The organism is Bordetella genomosp. 10 (genome assembly GCF_002261225.1).
Taxonomy (GTDB): domain Bacteria; phylum Pseudomonadota; class Gammaproteobacteria; order Burkholderiales; family Burkholderiaceae_B; genus Bordetella_C.
Map to the genome: position 1 here is coordinate 406,245 of NZ_NEVM01000002.1, position 14,343 is coordinate 420,587.

General features: G+C 68.5%; 13 protein-coding genes and 1 tRNA gene. 3 read left to right on the top strand and 11 right to left on the bottom strand.

The annotated features are described in order from the left end of the window. Window positions 1-40: 40 nt before the first annotated feature. Genes CAL29_RS11230 through dapC form a run of 5 tightly spaced genes read right to left on the bottom strand, consistent with a single transcriptional unit; the run spans window position 41 to window position 6,086 of the window. On the bottom strand, window positions 41-1,996 hold the full coding sequence (locus CAL29_RS11230) for an ABC-F family ATP-binding cassette domain-containing protein (protein WP_094853123.1): 1,956 nt from the start codon (window positions 1,994-1,996) through the stop codon (window positions 41-43). Beyond that, window positions 1,993-2,892 carry a 50S ribosomal protein L3 N(5)-glutamine methyltransferase gene (gene prmB / locus CAL29_RS11235; protein ID WP_094853124.1) on the bottom strand — a complete coding sequence of 300 codons (900 nt, stop codon included), beginning with the start codon at window positions 2,890-2,892 and terminating at the stop codon, window positions 1,993-1,995. Before prmB ends, CAL29_RS11230 begins: the two co-directional genes overlap by 4 nt. Further along, window positions 2,889-4,040, bottom strand: coding sequence for a succinyl-diaminopimelate desuccinylase (gene dapE / locus CAL29_RS11240; protein ID WP_094853125.1), 1,152 nt, complete (start codon window positions 4,038-4,040; stop codon window positions 2,889-2,891). The genes prmB and dapE overlap by 4 nt, the downstream gene beginning before the upstream one ends. Further along, window positions 4,040-4,861: a 2,3,4,5-tetrahydropyridine-2,6-dicarboxylate N-succinyltransferase gene (gene dapD, locus CAL29_RS11245; RefSeq protein ID WP_094853126.1), complete on the bottom strand. Its 822-nt coding sequence runs from the start codon at window positions 4,859-4,861 to the stop codon at window positions 4,040-4,042. The genes dapE and dapD overlap by 1 nt, the downstream gene beginning before the upstream one ends. Before the next feature lie 25 nt (window positions 4,862-4,886). Then, a complete protein-coding gene (dapC, locus tag CAL29_RS11250; RefSeq protein WP_094853127.1) occupies window positions 4,887-6,086 on the bottom strand; it encodes a succinyldiaminopimelate transaminase in 1,200 nt (399 codons plus the stop codon). Window positions 6,087-6,132: 46 nt separating this feature from the next. Here dapC and CAL29_RS11255 point away from each other — a divergent pair. Continuing rightward, window positions 6,133-6,219 (top strand) — tRNA-Leu (locus tag CAL29_RS11255). Between the two features lie 487 nt (window positions 6,220-6,706). Continuing rightward, on the top strand, window positions 6,707-7,099 hold the full coding sequence (locus CAL29_RS11260; RefSeq protein ID WP_256977377.1) for a GreA/GreB family elongation factor: 393 nt from the start codon (window positions 6,707-6,709) through the stop codon (window positions 7,097-7,099). A 76-nt stretch (window positions 7,100-7,175) separates the two neighbouring features. Here the strand turns inward: CAL29_RS11260 and CAL29_RS11265 are convergent, their stop codons facing one another. From CAL29_RS11265 to CAL29_RS11285, 5 genes are all read right to left on the bottom strand, one after another. Continuing rightward, window positions 7,176-8,150 (bottom strand): ornithine cyclodeaminase family protein, encoded by a 975-nt coding sequence (locus tag CAL29_RS11265; RefSeq protein WP_094853128.1) that lies wholly within the window; start codon window positions 8,148-8,150, stop codon window positions 7,176-7,178. Continuing rightward, a complete protein-coding gene (locus CAL29_RS11270; RefSeq protein ID WP_094853129.1) occupies window positions 8,147-8,890 on the bottom strand; it encodes a maleate cis-trans isomerase family protein in 744 nt (247 codons plus the stop codon). The genes CAL29_RS11265 and CAL29_RS11270 overlap by 4 nt, the downstream gene beginning before the upstream one ends. Further along, the gene (locus tag CAL29_RS11275; RefSeq protein ID WP_094853130.1) at window positions 8,887-9,783 is read right to left on the bottom strand and encodes an alpha/beta fold hydrolase; all 897 of its coding nucleotides are present in this window, start codon (window positions 9,781-9,783) and stop codon (window positions 8,887-8,889) included. The genes CAL29_RS11270 and CAL29_RS11275 overlap by 4 nt, the downstream gene beginning before the upstream one ends. Window positions 9,784-9,795: 12 nt before the next feature. Further along, entirely contained in the window at window positions 9,796-10,758 is a 963-nt protein-coding gene (locus CAL29_RS11280; RefSeq protein ID WP_094853131.1) for a Bug family tripartite tricarboxylate transporter substrate binding protein, read from the bottom strand. Window positions 10,759-10,866: 108 nt separating this feature from the next. Next, complete coding sequence (locus tag CAL29_RS11285) at window positions 10,867-12,279, bottom strand: MmgE/PrpD family protein (protein WP_094853132.1); 1,413 nt, start codon at window positions 12,277-12,279, stop codon at window positions 10,867-10,869. A gap of 263 nt (window positions 12,280-12,542) precedes the next feature. On the opposite strand from CAL29_RS11285, the gene CAL29_RS11290 reads away from it, so the two are divergent. Further along, on the top strand, window positions 12,543-13,328 hold the full coding sequence (locus CAL29_RS11290; protein WP_179283985.1) for an IclR family transcriptional regulator: 786 nt from the start codon (window positions 12,543-12,545) through the stop codon (window positions 13,326-13,328). Window position 13,329: 1 nt separating this feature from the next. On the opposite strand, the gene CAL29_RS11295 is transcribed toward CAL29_RS11290, so the two are convergent. After that, complete coding sequence (locus CAL29_RS11295) at window positions 13,330-14,238, bottom strand: LysR substrate-binding domain-containing protein (protein WP_094853134.1); 909 nt, start codon at window positions 14,236-14,238, stop codon at window positions 13,330-13,332. Window positions 14,239-14,343 lie beyond the last annotated feature (105 nt).

Consider the following 14,343-nt stretch of genomic DNA (forward strand, 5'->3'; position numbering starts at 1 on the left):
GACGCAAGGACCGGGGCATGGCCCCGGCCCCTATGCGCGATCAACCCGCCTCGCGTTCGATGGCCTCGATCTCTTCCTGCAGCGTCAGCCATTCTTCTTCCTGGCTTTCCAACTGCTTGCTCAGCTCGCCGTGTTCGCTCATGACCTGCTGGCGTTCGGTGCGCCGTGCGTCGGTGTAGAGATCTGCGTCCGCCACCAGCGCGTCCAGCTCGGCCAGGCGCGCCCGCGCTTTCTCCATCGCGGTCTCGACCTTGGCCAGCCTGGCCTGCAGCGGCTTGCGCGCCACGGCCAGGCGTTGCCGCTGTTCGGCTTCCAGGCGGCGTTGCTGCTTGCGGTCGATCGCGGGCTCGGCGCCATCCTCGGCGCGCGCCGCCTCGGCCTTGTCGGCCGCGCGCTGGCCGGCCCTTTCCTCCGCGTTGCGCGCCGCCAGCCACTCCCGGTAATCCTCCAGGTCGCCGTCGAATTCGCGCACCGCGCCGTCGGCCACGATCCAGAAGCTGTCGACCGTCGTGCGCAGCAGGTGCCGGTCGTGCGACACCAGCAGCATGCTGCCGGCGAACTCGGCCAGGGCCGTCGCCAGCGCCTCGCGCGTTTCCACGTCCAGGTGGTTGCTGGGTTCGTCCAGCAGGAGCAGGTTGGGCTTCTGCCAGACGATCAGCGACAGCGCCAGCCGCGCCTTCTCGCCGCCCGACATGGGCGCGACCTTGCCGTTGACCGTGTCGCCGGAAAAGCCGAAGCCGCCCAGGTAGTTGCGCAGCTCCTGCTCGCGCGCGTCCGGGGCGATGCGCGCCAGGTGCATCAGCGGCGTGGCTTCGAGATCCAGCATGTCCAACTGGTGCTGGTGGAAATAGCCGATCGCCAGGCCGCGCGAGGCGCGCCGCTCGCCGCCCTGGACCTGCAATTCCTCGGCCAGGGTCTTGATCAGCGTGCTCTTGCCCGCGCCGTTGGCGCCCAGCACGCCGATGCGGCTGCCGGCGCGCACCATCAGCGTGACGTCGCGCAGGATGGAAACCTGCTGGCCGTCGTCCGTGGTGTAGCCGGCCGACAGCTTGTCCAGGACCAGCAGCGGGTCCGGCATGTGGTCGGGCGAGGGAATGCGGATATCGATGCCGGCTTCCGCGTGCAGCGGCGCCAGCGCTTCCATGCGCGACAAGGCCTTGACCCGGCTCTGCGCCTGCTTGGCCTTGGAGGCCTTGGCCTTGAAGCGGTCGATGAAGCTTTGCAGGCGCGCGGCTTCGCGCGTCTGCCGTTCGAAGGCGATGCTGGTCTGGCGCAGCCGTTCCGCGCGCTGGGTCAGGAAGTCCTGGTAGCCGCCGCGGTAGCGCACCAGCTTGGCATGGTCGAAATGCAGGATGGCGCGCGCCACGGCGTCGAGGAATTCGGTGTCGTGGGAGATCAGCAGCACCGTGCCCTGGTAGGACGCCAGCCACTTTTCCAGCCACAGCATGGCGTCCAGGTCCAGGTGGTTGGTGGGCTCGTCCAGCAGCAGCAGCTCGGACGGCGCCATCAGCGCGCGCGCCAGGGCCAGGCGCATGCGCCAGCCGCCGGAAAAGCTGTTCACCGGCTGGGTCCATTCCGCGGGCTTGAAACCCAGGCCGGCCAGCAATTGCTCCGCGCGCGAATTCGCGCTCCAGGCGCCGGCTTCCACCAGGGCAGCTTCGGTCTCCGCGATCTCGGTGCCCTGGCTGTCCCGCAGCGCCGCGCGGCGCCGCTGTAGTTCGCGCAGGTGCACGTCGCCGTCGATGACGAAGTCCCGCGCCGGACGGTCGTCGGCGGCGATTTCCTGTTTGACGCTGGCGATGCGCCAGCCCTCGGGCAGCGTCAGCGTGCCGGCGTCCTGGTCCAGGGCGCCGGTGAGCAGGGCGAAGAGGGTGGACTTGCCGGCGCCGTTCTTGCCGACGATGCCGACCCGCTCGCCCGGGTTGACCACGAATTCCGCGCCGTCGAGCAGCACCTTGGTGCCGCGCCGCAGCGTCAAGCCTTGAGCACGAATCACGACGCCAGTTGCTCTCGGGTAAGCAGCAGCAACTGGTCGGACGCTTCGGACGAGTCCAGCCAGACCGGCGTCAGGTCGGGGAAGGCGGCCTCGAAATGGCTGCGCTCATGGCCGATCTCCAGCACCAGGATGCCTTGGGGTTTCATGAATCTGGGCGCGTCGCGCAGGATGCGCCGCACCAGGTCCATGCCGTCGTCGCCGCCGGCCAGGGCCAGATGCGGCTCGTGGCGGTATTCGGCGGGCAGCGCGGCCATGGAGCCCTCGTTCACGTAGGGCGGGTTGCAGATGATCACGTCGTACAGGCGGCCCGTGTTCAGCTTGTCGAACAGGTCGCTCAGGTGCAGGCCGACGCGGTCGTGCAGGTTGTAGGCGCCGACGTTGTGCATGGCGACTTCCAGCGCGCTGGACGAGATGTCCACGCCGTCCACGTGCGCGAAGGGGAAGGCCAGCGCCGACAGCACGGCCAGGCAGCCCGAGCCCGTGCACATGTCGAGCACGTTCTCCACGGTCTCGGGATCGCTCAGCCAGGGCGACAAGCCGTCGTCCAGCAGTTCGGCGATGGGCGAGCGCGGCACGATGACGCGGTTGTCGACGTAGAAGCGGTGGCCGCGCAGCCAGGCTTCGTTGGTCAGGTAGGGCGCGGGCAGGCGCTCCTGCACGCGGCGTTCCAGCAGGTCCAGCACGCGCAGCCGTTCCTCGGCCAGCACGTGGGCGTCGAGGAAGGGCTCCAGCGTGTCGGGCGGCAGGTGCAGCGCGTGCAGCACCAGGTAGACCGCCTCGTCCCACGCGTTGTCGCTGCCGTGGCCGAAGGTCACTTGGCCGGCGTGCAGCCGCGATACGCCGTAGCGGACCAGGTCGCGTACGGTCGTCAATTCCGGGTGGTCGGGAGCGGTCATGCGGCGGATTCGGAGGAAAGCAAGAGATTTTCCAGGGTGCGGCGGTAGATGTTCTTCAGCGGCGTCAGCGAAGACAGTTCGATCCGCTCGTTGACCTTGTGGATGGTCGCGTTGTTCGGGCCGAATTCGATCACCTGCGGGCAGATCTTGGCGATGAAGCGCCCGTCCGACGTGCCGCCGGTGGTCGACAGTTCCGTGGCGAGCCCGGTTTCGTCGGCAATGGCGCGCGTGAGCGCCGTGCTCAGCGTGCCGCGCGGCGTCAGGAAGGGTTCGCCGCCCAGTTCCCACTTGATGTCGTATTCCAGCCCGTGGCGGTCGAGCACCTCGGTCAGCCGGGCTTTCAGGGCGTCCGGCGTGCTGGCGGTGGAAAAACGGAAATTGAACAGCGCCACCGCCTCGCCCGGCACCACGTTGGTGGCGCCCGTGCCGGCGTTCAGGTTGGACACCTGGAAGGTGGTGGGCGGGAAGTATTCGTTGCCCTGGTCCCATTCGATGGCGACGATCTCTGCCAACGCGGGCGCCAGTTGATGCACGGGATTGCGGGCCAGGTGCGGATAGGCCACATGGCCCTGGATGCCCTTGACCGTCAGCCGGCCGGACAACGAGCCGCGGCGGCCGTTCTTGCAGACGTCGCCCAGCTTGTCGACCGAGGTCGGCTCGCCGACGATGCAGTAGTCCAGCGTCTCGCCGCGCTCGCGCAGGCGTTCGCACACCACGACCGTGCCGTCGGTGGCGGGGCCTTCCTCGTCCGAGGTCAGCAGCAGGGCGATCGAGCCGGCATGGCCGGGATGGGCCGCCACGAATTCCTCGGCCGCCACCACGAAGGCGGCGATCGAGCTCTTCATGTCGGCCGCGCCGCGGCCGTACAGATACCCGTCGCGCTCGACCGGCACGAAGGGATCGCTTTCCCATTTTTCGAGCGGCCCCGGCGGCACCACGTCGGTATGGCCGGCGAACACCAGCAGGGGGCCGGCGCTGCCGCGCCGGGCCCACAGGTTGGTGACGCCGTTGCTGACGATGCTTTCGCAGAAAAAGCCGGCGGCCTGCAGCCGCTGCGTCAGCAACTGCTGGCAATCGACATCGTCCGGGGTGACCGACGGGCGGGCGATCAGGTCCTTGACCAGATCGAGTACCGGGGATGTGCTCATCAAGCCCTCAGCAGGTCGTTGATGCTGGTCTTGGCGCGCGTCTGCGCGTCCACGCGCTTGACGATGACGGCGCAGTACAGGCTGTGCGAGCCGTCGGCCGAAGGCAGCGTGCCGGGCACCACGACCGAGCCCGAGGGCACGCGGCCATAGGTGACCTTGCCGGTGGTGCGGTCATAGATCTTGGTGCTTTGCGACAGGAACACGCCCATAGACAGGACCGAGTTCTCCTCGACCACCACGCCTTCCACCACTTCGGAACGCGCGCCGATGAAGCAGTTGTCCTCGATGATGGTGGGGTTGGCTTGCAGAGGCTCCAGCACGCCGCCGATGCCGACGCCGCCGGAGAGGTGCACGTTCTTGCCGATCTGCGCGCACGAACCGACCGTGGCCCAGGTGTCGACCATGGTGCCTTCGTCGACGTAGGCGCCGATGTTGACGTAGGAGGGCATCAGCACCACGTTGCGGGCGACGAAGCAGCCGCGGCGCGCGACGGCGGGCGGCACCACGCGGTAGCCGCCGTGCTGGAAGGCGGCATTGCCGTATTCGGCGAACTTCAGCGGCACCTTGTCGTAGAACTGCAGCGGCGCCTGGCCCATGATGGCGTTTTCCTGCAGGCGGAAGGACAGCAGCACCGCCTTCTTGATCCACTGATGCACGACCCATTCGCCGGTGCTCTTGTCGGCCACGCGCAGGCGGCCGGTGTCCAGGCCGTCGATGGTGTGCTCGACGGCTTCGCGGATTTCAGCGCTGGCGTCGCTGGGCGACAGGGAGGTCCTGGCTTCCCAGGCGGCTTCGATGGTCGTTTGGAGGTCGAGAGTCATAGTGTTCAGGTCTACTGGCAGGGGGTTAGATGGTTTTCTTCACAAAATCGGCGATACGGTGGGCGGCGTCCACGCACTGCGCCAGCGGGGCCACCAGCGCCAGGCGCACGCGCCCGGCGCCGGGGTTCACGCCGTGCGCCTCGCGCGCCAGGTAGCTGCCCGGCAGCACGGTCACCGCGCATTGCGCGTAGAGATCGCGCGCGAAGTCGGTATCCGGGCCCGGGGTGGGCGCCCACAGGTAGAAGGACGCCGCCGGCCGCGTGACGTTCAGCGCGCGTTGCAGGATGGGCACCACCGCGTCGAATTTCTCGCGATACAGGCGGCGATTGTCCCGCACATGGGTCTCGTCGGTCCAGGCCGCGATGCTGGCGGCGGCCACCACGGGGCTCATGGCGCTGCCGTGGTAGGTGCGGTACAGCAGGTAGGGCGCGATCAGCGAGGCGTCGCCGGCCACGAAGCCGGAACGCATGCCGGGCACGTTGGAGCGCTTGGACAGGCTGGAAAACGCGATCAGCCGCTTGAAGTCCGGGCGGCCGAGCTGGACGGCGGCCTGCAGGGCGCCCAGCGGCGGCGCGGTCTCGTTCAGGTAGATCTCGGAATAGCATTCGTCCGAGCCGATGATGAAGCCGTGGCGGTCGCTGAGCGCGAACAGTTCGCGCCAGTCGTCCAGCGACATGACGTTGCCGGCGGGGTTGCCGGGCGAGCAGACCAGCACCATGCGGGTGCGGCGCCAGATGTCCTCGGGCACCAGCGACCAGTCGGGCGCGAAATTGCGCGCCGCGTCGGCGTTGACGTAATACGGGGTGGCCCCGGCGAGCACGGCCGCGCCTTCGTAGATCTGGTAGAACGGGTTGGGGCAGATGACGATATCGTCGGCGCCCGGGTCCACCACGGTCTGGGTAAACGAGAACAGGGCTTCGCGCGAGCCCAGCACCGGCAGCACCTGGGTATCGGGATCGGGCAGGGGGATGCCGTAGCGCTTGCCGATCCACTGCGCGATCACCTCGCGCAGGCGCGGTTCGCCCTTGGTCGGCGGGTAGGAGGCCAGGCCGCCGGGCAGCGCCTGCGCCATGGCCTGGGCCACCCGCTGCGGGGTATCATGCTTGGGCTCCCCGATGGACAGATTGATCGGCCCCAGACCGCTGGGCGGCGTGCCTGCGCCCGCCAGCAACTGGCGCAGTTTTTCGAAGGGATAAGGCTGTAGAGCATCGAGACGCGGGTTCATGGACGGAATTTTAACAAGCAAGCTACAATAGCGGGCTTGCCTAAATGCGAAGGTGGCGAAATTGGTAGACGCACCAGGTTTAGGTCCTGACGCCGTAACAGGTGTAGGGGTTCGAGTCCCCTCCTTCGCACCACCTAATTCCAATGAGATCAATGGCTTGGGTTCCCCGCCCGCCGTTGTCTCGGGTGATTCCGACGCCGCGCCGGCCCCGGAATGACCGCTGGATGCCAGTCTCTTCCCCTCAAAACGCTCCCGGAAATGCATGACGCGCGACGTGAGTCGGCCCGAGAGAGGGGCATTGGACGCCGCGGCTCGACGCCACTAGAATCGAGTACATGACCTCCGCACATCTCACGCGCACGCCTGCTCTGCAGGGCGAAACCGGGGCCGCACGGCTTCCGGCGGGTGTGTGCGCGCGTCCGCCCCGAGCGGACCGGACGGAACCGGCCGCGGCTCTCGCCGCACATGTCTGAGCCCGGCGACCGCCTTTCCATACTTTCTCTCATACGCGCAGTTCTTCGGTCGTCGGGCCCGCTCCCGCGCAGGAACGCGTCGTGCCGCCGCGGCGGCATGGCCGGAAAGGAGTGATGGATATGTTGGCGCCCGCCCAAGAACGTGTAATGACCGAACTCGACCATGCCCGCCTGAACGGCATGCTCGCGCGCCTGCCGGCCGACGGCCTGCCGCCGGAGATCGAGGAGACGGCCTATGACCTCGTCGATTCCGCGGTAACCGTGCCCGCGCAGCAGATCGACCCGGATATCGTGACCATGCGCTCGCGTCTGCGGCTGCGCGGCGACCGGGACGGGGATATGGTGGTCACCCTGGTTTATCCGCCCGAAAGCGACGCGGCCGCCGGCCGGATTTCGGTGCTCTCGCCGCTGGGCCTGGCCCTGATCGGCCACCGCGTGGGTCAGCTCATACAGTGGCAGGGCCCGGACCGCGCCACGCATCGGGCCACGCTGGCGGAGATCCTGTACCAGCCGGAAGCGGCCAAGGATTTCGGAGTTTGAATCCGGCGCGGCCGTCACGGGCATGCCGGCGATCCGGCGGGCAGGGCGGTCGACCGCCTCAGGCCGCCAGACCGTCTTATTTCTCCTCCGGCCCCATCATCGGCAGCGGCACGCCCATGCCCCGTTCGCGCGCCGCGGCCAGCACGGCCGCGCCCGCGTACAGGTCCTGGAGCGCCATCCCATGGGATTCGAACAGCGTGATCTGCGCGTCGGACGTGCGGCCAGGCCAGCGGCCGGCGACCACGCCGCCCATGTCCGCCAGGTGCTCCCAATAGATCAGCCCGTTCTCGTAGGCCGGCAGCAGGTCGCCGCATTCGCCCTGGGCCACTTCGCGTGAATCGACGACGATGACGTCGGCGCGCCGCACGGTCTCGGTGTCGATCTCGCGCCGGTCCAGGGCATTGGAGCCCGTCGCCGCGATGAATTGCCCGGGTTCCAGCCAGTGCCCGTCGAACAAGGGTTCGAAGGCGCGCGTCATCGTGACGATGATGTCCGACCCGCGCACCGTCTCTTCGCGCGATTGCGCCGGCCGCACGCGCGCCGGAACCTGCTGGGACATTTCGTCGCAGAAGGCCCGCACGGCGTCCTGGTTGCGGCCGAAGACTTTCACCTCGTCGATATCGCGGACCGTGCACACGGCCTGGAGCTGGGTGCGCGCGTGGCGCCCGTAGCCGAACAGCCCCAGGACGCGCGCATCCTCGCGCGCCAGGTAGCGGGCGGCGACGCCGGTGGCCGCGCCCGTGCGGATGCGGCCCAGCCAGTCCGATTCGATGATGGCCTCGGTATGCCCCTGCGCGTGATTCAGCAGGTGCAGCAGGGTGTTGAGCGGCTTGCCCGGCTTGTTGTAATAGGCCTTGTAGCCGATGATGCCGATCTCCGGCGCGGCGGCCTGCAGGATGTGCAGATGCCCGCCGGGCTGCCGCGTGCGGCGGCGCGGGATGTCGACGGCCTGGCCGCGGCCATGGGCGGAAAAGGCGCGCTCGACTTCCTCGACCGCGCGGGACATGTCCAGCAACTGGCGCACGTCGGATTCGTTCAGGTAAAGCGTCATGGCCGTGGTCCTCCCGCGATGCCGGACAGCAGCACGCCGCCCTCGGCCGACGTATCCCGCACGCCTATTATCCGCAACGCATTCCACATCATCGCGGTGGCGCTGGACAGCACCGGCTTGCCGAGGTCGCGTTCGAGCAGGTTGATGGCGTCCACCGTGGGCATCCCCACGCCGCTCAGGAACAAGGCCTGGGCCGCCGGATGATCGACCTGCCGGCCCAGCGCATAAGCGCGTTCCGGCGTTTCGTCGTAGATGTTCACCACGTTGGGCAGGATCCCGTGCGCGACGACCTCCAGGCCGTGCGCCTCCAGGTGCGCCTTCCCTTGCAGCGTCGTCTGCTCGTTGTACGGCGTGGCATAGGCCACCCGCTCGACGCCGAGATGCGCCAGGGCGGCCAGCACGCTGCCGAAGGCGGTGATGAAGGGAATCCCGTGCGCCTCTTCCATGCGCGCGACCAGCGCCGCCTCGCCTTCCTTGCCCAGCGTATAGCTCGTGGCCGTGTGCGCCATGACGATCACGTCCGGCTTGACCAGGGCGAGCAGTTCCGCGTTCTCGGCCAGGTGGGCGATCTGGGTGCGATTGCGGTCCTCCTGTCCCGCATGGGCGCCGGTGGTGCCATGCGCCACCATGCGCGTGAAGTGCACGGACACCCCCTTGGGCGCCAATTGCGCCATTTCCGGCTCCACGGTCGGATTGCCCGGGGGCACCAGGAATCCGATACGGCCACGCCATCCCATCATGATGAAATCCTTTCGATAAAACCGAGCGTGAGATCCGCGCAGGCATCGGGATGCGTGGCGGCGATGTGATAGGAATCGGCCTGGAGCTCGACCAGGACGGATTCCGGAATGCGGCTTTGCCAGCGGCGCACCTCGTCGACCGACTGGCGCTGGTCGTAGGCGCCGGGCCGTTCCGGCTGCACGGCCACGATGACCTGGGTGGGACAGCGTATGGCTTCCAGCCGCGCGGGTTCGGCCAGCCGCGGCAACATGCGGAAGCAGGCCTTCACCGCGGCGGCGGGCGCCTGTCCCATATAGCGTGTCCACCATTCCATGGCCGGCGGCGTCAGCGCGCTGCCCATGCGGCCGGGCATCGTCGCGCGCGCCCAGCCTTCCACGCCTGAGCGGTCGACCAGGCCCAGCCACTCGTCGACCCATTTGCCCAGCGCGCCGCCCGGCGAGATCAACACGCCGGCCAGCGTCAGCGACGCCATCCAGGGCGCGCCGCGCTGGGCCAGCGCCAGGGCCACCTGCGCGCCCAGCTTCGCGCCGACCACGTGTATCGGACCGCCCAGGCGGCCCGCCAGCGCGTCGATATCGTCGGCCAGCGCCTCGATCGTCAGCGCCTCGTGTTCGTCCACCGGCGAGGACAACCCATAGCCGCGCAGGTCCACGCGCACCACGCGGCAGCGCCGCGCCAGCCGCGGCACCCAGCCGGCGAAGGCCTCGGCCGATTCCCCGATGCCATGCAGCAGCATCACGACGGGCGGCGCGACCCAGCCGTCGGTGTAGTCGTCGACCACGTAGGCGATGTCCACGCCGGGCGCCACCGCCACGCGATGCGCCGTCTCGCGGCTCGCCACGCAATCCAGCGGCCGGCGGCCGGCCGCGGCCTCATGTTCCTTCGCAGGCATATGCCCTCCGCCTCATTGCTTGTCGATGTTGCTGTCCTTGATCACCGCCGCCCACTTGTCGATTTCCTTGTGGATCAGGGCTTGCAGGTCCTTGGCCGGCAGCGCGTGCGCGTGTATGGTCTGCGCGTCGATCTTCTGCTTCACGTCCGGATCGTTCACCGCCTGCATGAAGACCTTCTCCAGCTTGGCCGTGACCTCGGGCGGCATCTTCGCCGGCCCCAGCATGCCGATCCAGTAGGAGGCCTCGTAGCCCGGATAACCCAGTTCGGCGATGGTCGGGACGTCGGGCAGGGCGGGATCGCGCTGCGCGCTGGTCACGGCCAGCACTTTCAGCTTGCCTTCCTTGACCATGCCCATGGACGTGGCGTACGCCTCGATCTTCACGTCCACCCGGCCGGCGATCAGGTCGGCCTTGGCCGGTCCGGTGCCTTGATAGGGCACGTGCACCATTTGCAGGCCGGCGTCCTTGGCCAGCATCGCCATGGCCAGGTGCGGCCAACTGCCGGTGCCGGCCGACGAATACACCACCTTGCCGGGATGCGCCTTGGCGTAGGCCACGAATTCCTTGAAGGTGTTGTAGGGCTTGGTGTACTGGGCCAGGAACACGCCCGGATGGTCGGCCAGCAGGGCGATCGGCGTGAAGTCCTTGATGGTGTCGTAGGGCAGCTTCTCGCGCAAGGAGGCATTGACCGCGAAGGCGGTCTGCCCGACCAGCAGCGTATAGCCGTCCGGCGCGGCCTTGGCGACGTAGTCCGAGCCGATGATGCTGCCCGCGCCGCCGCGGTTTTCCACGATGATGTTCTGCCCGAGCAGTTCCTGGACCTTGGCGACGACGATGCGGGTGACCACGTCGGTGGACCCGCCCGGCGGGAACGGCACGATGACGTGGATGGGATGGTCCGGATAGGCGGCATGCGCGGCGGTCCCCATGCTCAGCGCAAGGGCTCCGGCGGCCATGAGGCTGGCCAGTTTCATGAGTATGTCTCCGAGGTTTCTGCTTTTATGTATGGCCCCTGGTTCGTCGCGCGATGGCGGCGGACCTTGCACGGCGCGGCCCGGGGCTGGATCGCCGCGCCCGTGTGTTCAATCGGGCCGCAGCAGCGCCGTCAGCGCGCCGATGCGCGGCACCTCCTCCAGCGACATGACCATGCGCCGCGCCGCTTCGGCACGGCGCGCGGGAAGATGGGCGGTGAGGCGGTCGAACTTGGCGGCGATTTTCCCGGTGGTCGGCGTCAGGCTGTCCATCTCCAGGCCGGATGCCCGGTAGGTCTGCCCGCCGCCATGCACTTCGAGGTCGACGCGGCCGTCCTGGTCGCCGGCGGGATCGAGCAGGTCGATGCGCTCGGCCAGCGCCAGCACCTCGGCGTCCTCGATGTTCTCGTAATACGCATACTCGTCCACCGGGCGTCCCAGCAGCGCGGCGGCCACGGTGAAGCGGGCGCTGATGCGCGCCTTCAGCGGTGTCTGGTAGGGCGCCACGTTGGTGTAGCCGGGATTGGTCAGCGTCAGCCAGGGCGCGCGTATCGTCACGCGCTCGATGCGGTCCGGCGCCAGGTCGTGGCGCGCCTTCAGTTCCAGCGCCAGGTGCACCGGTGTCTGCACGAAGATGCAGACCGGCCTTTCCTTGTAGACCACGTCCTCGATGAGGAAGCGCTTGCCCAGGTCCCGCGTCGCCTCGGCCGCGTGGTCCGCCGAGCGTCCGAATGCGCGGAAGTATCCCGACTCGCCCTCGAAGGCCAGCGGCGATGCCGTGGCGCCGGCGGCGGCCAGTTCCGCCGCGGAGACCCCCGTGCGGCTGGCCCATCCCACGTTCAGCTTGACGTCCATGGTGCCGGACCGGAAACCCTCGCCGAAACCGGAGGCGAACATCGCCGCGCATCCCAGCGCGTTCACCAGTTGCCGCGGCGCCAGGCCCATGGTCTTGGCCGCCGCGGCCGCCGCGCCGATGGCGCCGGCCACGCCGGTGCCGCGGAAGGCGGGCAGCATGCCCGGCGCGCCCAGGTAGGCGCGGGCGACGATGTCGTAGCCCAGCACGACGGCGGCCAGCAAGGCCGCGCCGCTGGCGTCGTGGGCCTCGCCCGCGGCCAGCGCGGCCGGGATGACCACGGCGCCGGGATGGGACTTGGCCAGGAAGTCGTCGTGCGTGCAGCCATTGACCAGCGTTGCATTGACGAAGGCCGCGTCGACCGTGGACAGGCGCTCGGGATAGCCGATGAGGGTGGCCGGCCCGCGGTCGGCGGCCGCCGCGCTGCTTTCGGCCCCCACGAAGCGGCGCGCCACGCCGGGGACGGGCAGGGCGCGCGCGGCCAAGGCGGTCGCCAGCGCGTCGAGCAGGCGCGACTTGGCGCGCGCGACGACGTCGGCGGGCAGGTCGCGAAAATCCGTGTCGTGGATGAAGGCCGCCCATTGTTCGGCGACGGTGGGGCCGCCGGCTCCGGCCGTGCCGGCGGCTGCACCCGGCTGCCCGGTGGACTTCGAAAGAATGCCTGCTTGCATGCGCTTGTCTCCTGTCCACCGGCCGCGCGCCAGCCGATGCCTTGTTGTCGACGCCCGGTGCAAGCCGTGCGTTCGTTGTTCAGTTTGATGTGCTCCGATTAATGTGTTCCACTAAACGGACTAGTGTATCGTTAAGTGGACTATATAATTGTCGCCTGCCGGCTGTCAATACGCCGGAACCCGCCCCTGCAGGTTTCGCCCGCCCTCCGCGGGCAAGCCGGCGCCGGTCCGATGGCCCCACGCACCCGCCACCTCGCCACACCATGAAACAGTCGAAATCGCCTCCACCGGCCGCGGACGCCGACAACGGCACCGTCAACCGGGTGCTGCGCATCCTGACGCGCTTCGCGGAGAAGGAGCGCTGGGGCTTGAACGAGCTGTCCCGCAGCCTGAACCTGCCGCGCGGCACCACCCACCGCCTGCTCAATCTCTGCAAGCCGCTGAACTTCGTCACGCAGGACGAAGAGGGGCAATACACGCCGGGCATCGAGCTCTATCGCCTGGCCGGCCGCCTGGCCTCGGAAATCCCGATCAACCAGATCGGCGATCCCATCCTGCAGGAAGTGCGCGATCAGACCGACGAAACGGTGCTGCTGACGCTGCTGGTGCGCAACGAGCTGAAGATGTTCTTCACCTCGTCGGCCTCGCCCGCCCATCCCTTGCGCTACCGCATCGAGAAGAACCGCCTGGAGCCGCTGTGCTGGGGCGCCGCGGGCCGTTCGCTGCTGGCCTTCCTGAGCGAGGAGGAAATCGAGCAGGTGGTGCGGCGCGCCGAGCCGTCGCCCCTGGACGGGCGCCCCATGGACGAGGACGAACTGCGGCAGTCGCTGCGGACCATCCGCGAGCAGGGCTATGCCGTCAGTTGCTCGCAGCGCGCGCCCGGCGCCTACGGCGTGGCGGTGCCGTTCTTCGATCTGCGGGGCGAGGTGCGGGGCAACCTGACGCTGACCATTCCGGACTTCCGTTTCGATCCGGCCAGGCAGGACGCCTGGGTCGGCCTGCTGCGCGAGGCCGCGGCGACCCTGACGCGGCGCCTGGGGTGGTCCTGATTCAGCGGTCGACGGCGCGGGGTTCGGCCGCCAGCGATTCTTCCATCAGCCACTGCCGGAAGGCCTGCAGGGTAGGGAGGTGGGCCTTCGTCTCGGGGTAGCACAGGTAGTACCCCTGCCGCGCGCGGATATGCAGGTCGATGACGGGCGCCAGCTTGCCGTCGCGCAGTTCGTCCTCGATCAGGCAGCGCGGGATCAAGGCAATGCCGAAACCGGCGGCCGCGGCCTGCGAGAGCAAACCGTATTGATCGAAGCGGGCGCCTTCGCGCGTGCGGCGGCTGTCGCAGCCGGCCTGCGTGAACCAGTCGGTCCAGCCCTCCAGCGCCGAGGTGTGATGCATCAGCGGGTGCTTCAGCAATTCCTCGGCCGTCGCGCAAGGTTGCGGAAAAAGCTTGGGGCTGCCCACCGGCACCACGCCGCGGCCGACGATATAGTCGGCGCCGCTGCCGGGCCATACCCCTTCGCCGAAGCGCACCGCGGCGTCCAGTTCCGGCGTCGAAAAGTCATAGCCCTTGCGGTGCGGCAGGAACTCGACGTGGATGTCGGGCCGCAGCCGCATGAAGCCGGACAGGCGCGGAATCAGCCAGCGCGCGCCGAAGGTCGGCATGCAGGTCAGGTGCAGCGTGCCGCCCTGGCCCTGGTGCGAAATCAGTTCCAGCGTGGCCGCCTCGAGCTGCCCCAGGCCGACCTGTATCTTCGCCAGGTAGACCCGTCCCGCCTCGGTCAACACCAGCCCATGCCGGAGCCGCAGGAATAGTTCGACCCCCACGAACTGCTCCAGTTGCTTGACCTGCTTGCTCACCGCCCCCTGCGTGACGGACAGCTCCTGCGCGGCGCGCGTGAAGCTCCCATGGCGGGCGGCCATTTCGAAAGCCTGCAGGTCGGTCAGGGAAGGGCAGAGCCGGCGCATGGGTATCAGGTATGAAAATAAGTCATAGCATAAGGAGAATTCTTCGTTTGCACAATTTGTTGCGGAAGCAAAGAATCGCCGGGTTCGCATATTTGCCAACGCACT